This window comes from Janthinobacterium sp. Ant5-2-1, assembly GCF_001445815.1.
GTDB lineage: Bacteria > Pseudomonadota > Gammaproteobacteria > Burkholderiales > Burkholderiaceae_D > Janthinobacterium > Janthinobacterium lividum_E.
This window is the reverse complement of sequence record NZ_LNCE01000129.1, coordinates 1-6,414: the sequence shown is the minus strand read 5'-3', so window position 1 is coordinate 6,414 and position 6,414 is coordinate 1. Positions and strand designations below refer to the sequence as shown.

General features: G+C 60.6%; 3 protein-coding genes. All 3 read right to left on the bottom strand.

From position 1 onward, the window contains the following. Positions 1-1,176: putative Ig domain-containing protein (locus ASN89_RS26510; RefSeq protein WP_200969132.1), on the bottom strand; the 1,176-nt coding region annotated here is incomplete at its 3' end. A 596-nt stretch (positions 1,177-1,772) separates the two neighbouring features. Next, positions 1,773-3,785 carry a S9 family peptidase gene (locus ASN89_RS26505; protein ID WP_058051335.1) on the bottom strand — a complete coding sequence of 671 codons (2,013 nt, stop codon included), beginning with the start codon at positions 3,783-3,785 and terminating at the stop codon, positions 1,773-1,775. 304 nt (positions 3,786-4,089) lie between these two features. Then, positions 4,090-6,006, bottom strand: coding sequence for a glycosyl hydrolase family 28-related protein (locus tag ASN89_RS26500; RefSeq protein ID WP_082654769.1), 1,917 nt, complete (start codon positions 6,004-6,006; stop codon positions 4,090-4,092). Between the last annotated feature and the right edge of the window lie 408 nt (positions 6,007-6,414).

Below are 6,414 nucleotides of genomic sequence, written 5' to 3'. Positions count from 1 at the left end.
CTGGCTGTACGCCGTCCCCACAGTTGCCGCCGGCACGGTGCTTGGAGCAAGCGTGATGGTCGGTCCGCTGACCGTGATCGTCACGGTGGCCGGCGTCGAGGTGCCGATGCCGTTGCTGGCCGTGTAGGTAAAGCTGTCCGGCCCGCCGTAACCTGGCGTCGGTGTATAGGTGATGCTGGTGCCGCTGGCACTTGCCGTGCCGTTGCTGGCGGCGGACGCCACGGCCACGGACGTTGCCGCGCCGCCGCTCAGGTTCAGGGTGATCGGATTGGCGCTGCTGCCGTAGGCCACCGTGGCGCTGACATTGCCGGCAATGGGAGCACCGGCCGCCACCGTGCCGGAATAGGCGCGCGCGCCCGAATAAGGGCCGGCGCCAGTACTGCTGTCGGTCGCGGTGACGGTAAAACTGTAGGCGCCGGCCGCCGTGGGCGTGCCGGACAGGGTGCCGTTCGATGCCAGGGTCAAGCCTGCGGGCAGGCTGCCGGCCGTTCTGGCATAGGTGTAGGTGCCGGTTCCGCCGCTGGCGGCTATCGTCTGGCTATAGGCAACGCCGGATGTCATTGCCGGCAGGGTCGTCGGCGCGATGGCGATGGTGGGCGCGGAGACCGTCAGCGTATAGGCGCGCGTGCCACTGACGGCAAGCGAGTCGGTGGCGCGCACGGTGAAGTTGAACGTGCCGCCCGCTGTCGGCGTACCCGACAGCACACCGCCGCCACTCAAGCTCATGCCCGCCGGCAAGGCGCCGGCGCTGATCGCGTAGGTGTAGGGTGCCGCGCCACCCGTCGCCGTCAAGGTCGTCGTCGGGTAAGCCAGGGCCACCGTGGCATTCGGCACCGTGGCCGGCGCCAGCACGATGGCGGAGGTGATCGTGACGTTGTAGACGATGGGCTGCCCCACATCATCCCTGACGGTAAACGTGTCCGAGGTCGCGCTGAGATTGGTATTCCGGTAGCGCACGGCATTCGTGGCATTCGAATCTTCCAGCGTGCCATACAGCGGCGCCACCAGGGTGCCGGTCAGGCCGAACTGGGAGCAAGGCGCATTGGTGTAATCCTCGTAATACTCGCCCCCCGCGACGATGCTGACGGCGCGCGGGCTCGGGCAGGTGCTGGCGGCGGAAGCCTGGCTGGATAAGAGGGAAAGCAAGACAAACAGCAGGGTTCCAGCCAGGCGCATCAGCCACGATGGCACCAGGGTCTGGGCAGCCGGTGCGCCAGGGTTTCCGGCAACGAGACAATCAACAGCCCGGACAGGCGTGTTTAACCATCCAAATTTCATGAAATTTAGAAACATTTTTCTTCCCTCGATACATTTATCCTGGCGCTGGGCCTTGTACGGATATCGGTCATGGCAAACCTGCACGCCGATGACAGCGACCGTCAACAGGACTGGAGATGGCTTCCCAGCATGATTGAACCTTGCTTTACGTCAATCCATGCTACTACGACTTACAAGGAAAGCAATTCCAAAAATATTATCAAATAGGGAAGTTTTTAACGCAAAACAGTTGTTGTTGAAATTATGTATTTACTAACAACAAATGAGAAAAAGAAGGCCTTTGGAAGGTGGGATTGACCCACACGACGTGTGTCATGCCCGCCGCTCATCGGCGGCGGCCGCAGCGAACCGGCCTTGCGCACCCCAAAGTCAGTTGTACGCGCGCAACGCCGGAGACTGTCACCTTGCAAGCCACCCGCGCAGAATTTCTTGCCGACAGGCAGCATGGCCTGCCAGGCAGCTTGCCCGGCAGACTGCGCCACCTGTTGCCAGCTTTACTGCATGGCTTGCTCCAAGCCAGGCGCAAACTCGGCGCCATGCTTGATCTGCGCCGTGGACGCCTTCAAGGTGGCGCCGATCGGCTCGGCGCGGCCCGACAGGCATTGCCCCAGGAAGTTTTCCGTCACCGCATTAAAGGCGATGTTGTTGACGGGCCGGGCAAAGCCATGACCCTCGTCGGGGAACAGCACATACGTGACGGGGATATTCTTCGCTGCCATGGCCGCCACGATCTGGTCCGATTCCGCCACGTTGACTCGCGGGTCGTTCGCGCCCTGGCCGATCAGCAGCGGACGCTGGATGTTCTGCGCAAAGTTCAGCGGCGAACGTTCCTTCAGCAGCGCCTTGCCCTCTTCCGTCGTCGGGTCGCCCATGCGCTTGTAGAACTGCTGCTTGCCCGCTTCCCAGTACGGCGGGATGGTTTGCAGCAAGGTAAACAGGTTCGACGGGCCGACGATGTCGACGCCGCAGGCAAACGTCGTCGGCGTAAACGCCATGCCGGCCAGAGTGGCGTAGCCGCCATACGAGCCGCCCATGATGGCCACCTTGTCGGCGGTGGTCACGCCGCTTTTGACGGCCCATTGCACGGCGTCGAGCAGGTCGTCATGCATCTTGCGGCCCCACTGCAGGTCACCGGCCGAGATGAATTGCTTGCCGAAGCCCGTGGAGCCGCGGAAGTTCACGGACAGCACGGCGTAGCCGCGGTTGGCCAGCCACTGGTGGTAGCCGTTGTAGCCATAGGTGTCGCGCGCCCACGGGCCGCCATGCACCAGCAGCACCATCGGCACCGCCTGCGTGGCCTTGCCGCCGGCCGTCGCCTTCGACGCCTGCGGCAAGGTCAGATAGGACACCAGGGTCAGGCCGTCGCGCGCCTTGAGTTGCTGCGGATACATGGGCACCAACGGCGCGCCTTCCAGTTCGGGCCGGGTCACATATAGACGCGTGAGCTTCTTGGTCTTGCGCTCGTACAACCAGCTCGATGGCGGCGCCGTGACGGCGTCGACACTCACCAGCCATTTATCGTCGGCATCCGTGCGCGACGTTACCGTGAACTGGCCCTGCGTGTTTTTCTTAAGGAAAGCCAGGTCGGCTTTCAGTTCGTTCGTCAGCGGCAGATATTCCTGCTGCAGATAATTGACTGCATACGCTTGCACCTGGCCCGTGCGCGTGTCGTACAGCGCATCGGCGATGTCGGAACGCGGATCTTGCGCCACGACCGTGCTCTTGCCGCTGGCCACGTCCTGCGCCAGCAGCGCCGAAGTATTGCGGCCGCGCGAATCGGTCCAGTACAGAGTCTTGCCATCGACCGTGAAGGCCAGCGGCGCCGTCGTCTGCGAGTCTTCCAGACCCACTTCGGCCAGCGGCGCACTCTCGACCTTGCCGTCCGTCAGGCGGAAATACTGCATGCCGCCATCGGCGCGCGCCTTGCTGGCAATGCGCAGATTGAGCAGCTCATCGGCCAGGTAGCCGCCATAGCCATCGTTCTGCTGCACCAGGGTCAGCTTGCCGCTGGTCAGGTCCAGGCTGTACACGTCGTGCCAGCGCGCATCGCGGTTATTGATGCCGACGAGGATGCGGTCCTTCACCTTGCTGCTGATCTGCACGATCCGCACGCGCGTTTTTTCGAACGGCGTGTAATTGGTCTGCTTGCCGCTCGCCACGTTCACGCCGTACAGCAGGAAGTTTTCATCGCCGCCCTTATCCTGGATGAACAGCAAGGTCTTGGAGTCGGGCGCCCAGAAGCTGCTGCGGATGGGCCGCACTTTCTCTTCGGTCAGCGGCCGCGCCTGCGCCAGGTCACCGGCCGGCGCCACCCACACATTGAGCACGCCGTCGCGCGGCGCGATCCATGACAGCCACTGCCCATCGGGGCTGAGCTTGCCACCGGACTTGCTGGGATTGCCAAACAGCTTGGCCCGCTCAATCAGCGGCGTTTCCTTGGCAGGGGCTTGAGCGTGCGCCTGCAGTGCGCTGGCGAACAACAGGACAGGCAGGACATAGCGAATCATGGACACCTCATGGTTGTGGAATGAAGGAAAACATGCTCATTGTGCATGTGCCAGCACATCATAGGCCAAAGCCATGTTGCCAGGTTGACTACAGCGACAGGAGACGAAAATCGGGGGACAGGATGGGGGAAACGGGGGATGAGAAGCAAAGGCGAGGATGGCAAACGGTCACCACGCGGACGATAAAATCGCTGCTACTGCGCGCGGGCGGCAGTCGTTTCGACGGACATCGATGCCTTCCTCTCATGGAGAAAACGCCCGTTCCCGACGGGCGGCCTGATATGGTTATCAGCAGGCCGCCTGATTACTCGAGCACCTCCAGTGCAAGCCAAGATGCATTGCTGGCAGGTATATCACGAGGTAGTTTCATGGAAACGTTCAATTCAAAATAGTCGCCCACATCGACCGTGACCGGCCACGTTGAAAAGGTGGCTTCGTACCCCAGCGAGGTAATGCTGGCATGCTTCGTCGTGCCGGCAAACGTCGCGCCGTTCATGTGCAAGTCGACCCTCAGGTCATTAAACGTTGTGTTGCCATCGATCCGGATGCTGCCGGACAAACGCACCCGTGAACCACGACAGGAATTGGGAATGATGATGCGGGAGACCGATACGCCTGTGGGGAAGAAACCGTCCGTGTCTTCCTGCACGACCAACGGCATGGCTATGGCGGCGAGGTCGCCAGGATGAGCAACAGCGGGCCCAATCAGCAAGTTAACACAGCGGAATTTTTCAGGCCGCAACAGCCGGCCATTCAACACCCGGAGGCCGCCGCCCTTAATAACGCCGCCGCCATCGCGCAACGTGATGCGGCCGCTGGCACCTATCCCTGCGTCCATCAGAATGGAGTCCCCATTGCCCCAAAAGGCGCCCGGCGCTCCGGCAAAGAATGGGTCAACGATCACGTCATGCCCCATGTCGCCGCCGTTGCGGTAAATTCCCTCCGAACAGCGTTCGTAATAACCACTCCAGGTATTGTCCCCGCCATTGATTATCGCCACGGCTGAGTTGCAAGGCTCGAAAATGCACGACGTCCGGTCAGGAATGGCACTTTGTACCAGGTCGCTACCGCCCAGTCCGATCCAACAATTACGATACCAGCAGTTACTGAGCCAGCGCTGCGTCGTCACCAGCCAGGCCGCATCGCCCCATTCAGCACCGTTGACAACGAAAGTGCCGTATTGACAGTCACTGAATTCGGCTCCCATGCGGGTGCCGGCCGCCCCTCCGACGATCACTTCGCCACGATGAAATTTCTCGATCCTGATATTCTCATACCAGAACGGATATGCGCGCTTGAGCCTCACGCCGACGTTCAGGTTTCTGGTCGTAAATGGCTTGCCGCGGCCGTGCCCTGTTGCCCAGCTGTTGACGGGTGGCGCAAAGTCGTCCGCATGGGTAAAGCCCCCGCGCAACGTCAGGTCGCACAGTTTGAAACCGCCAATCCAGTCGGCGCCTATCGGCCCGGTATCCTCGCCGCCATAGTTGGTTATGCAATAGCCGGTCGGACACCGCAAAACAGTCGCATCGCGCCCGGCACCGGACAGGATCTGACCATGAAACTTCAGTACCAGGCGGCCCGTCAAATACGTCCCGGCCGGAAAAATGACATATTTTTTGGCATCCATTGCAGCCTGGATCGCCGCCGTCGAATTTTTCACGCCGGTGGGATCAGCTCCGCCCGCGTACTGGGGATCTAGTATGTTGGCAATGCCATAGTACAACATATCAAGTTGCTGCTCCGTCGTACGCCCGGGACTGCTGTGATAGCCCACCATTGAGGCGCCCGATGGGTGATCCAGATCTTGCCGCAAGGTATCGACAATCGATTGCGAGCTCTCAATGTTATCAACATCATGGATAGTGTTACCAAACGTATCCTTCAAAATGATGCGGTATGCCCCGGCTCCGAACATCAATACTTCACCGTCTGCGTTCGCCAGTGTCGGGTTGGTATTGGCAATCGTCAGCGCCGCATTTTGATAGGTAGCCTTCGGCGTCAGCGTGCCAGCTGCATAGGTAAAAATCTGGCCGCCAACTGGAGGTTTCCAGGAGGCATCCTGAAACAATTGTTTGGCCCGCGGCAAGAAACTACCAACCACATTAGATTCAGACGAGTTGGTGGAAATAAGCCTGGCCATTGCCGGTGTCGCCGCCCCTGCGGCCAGCGCAGCGGCAAACATGCTGCGGCGCGCTTTATTTGCTGGTCCAGAATTGCTCATTACAACCTCCGCATTTGATCGAACTGAGATTGTACGAGTTGCTGATGACGCCTGCTGTTACAGTATGGAGGCATCTATACCGGCGCAAGCAAGCACGCGATACTTGAATAGAATAAACGCATGAATTTTAGAGGAGCGCTTGAGATTGTTGATCGAAAGAGCGCGCACCTGAGATACTGGCGGTGCGCGCCCCAACGATACGCTTGGAGCATTGCTCCGGAAAGGCCTAGCGCATCATTGCCAGCTTCCATTAACTTAAGGACGTTAACCCACTGGCACCTCTCGTTGCGGACCAGTCGATCCAACGAACACCAGTGCCGCGAACGCGGCCAAGCCGGCGGCGACACCAGCGCCCAGGAATGCGGCCTGAAAACCAGCCAGCACGCCTTCCGTGGTGTGGCCCGTACC

Excerpts from the sequence above, each read along its gene's own strand:
- ASN89_RS26500 (WP_082654769.1), bottom strand. The coding sequence starts at position 6,006 with ATGAGCAATTCTGGACCAGCAAATAAAGCGCGCCGCAGCATGTTTGCC.
- ASN89_RS26505 (WP_058051335.1), bottom strand. The coding sequence starts at position 3,785 with ATGATTCGCTATGTCCTGCCTGTCCTGTTGTTCGCCAGCGCACTGCAG.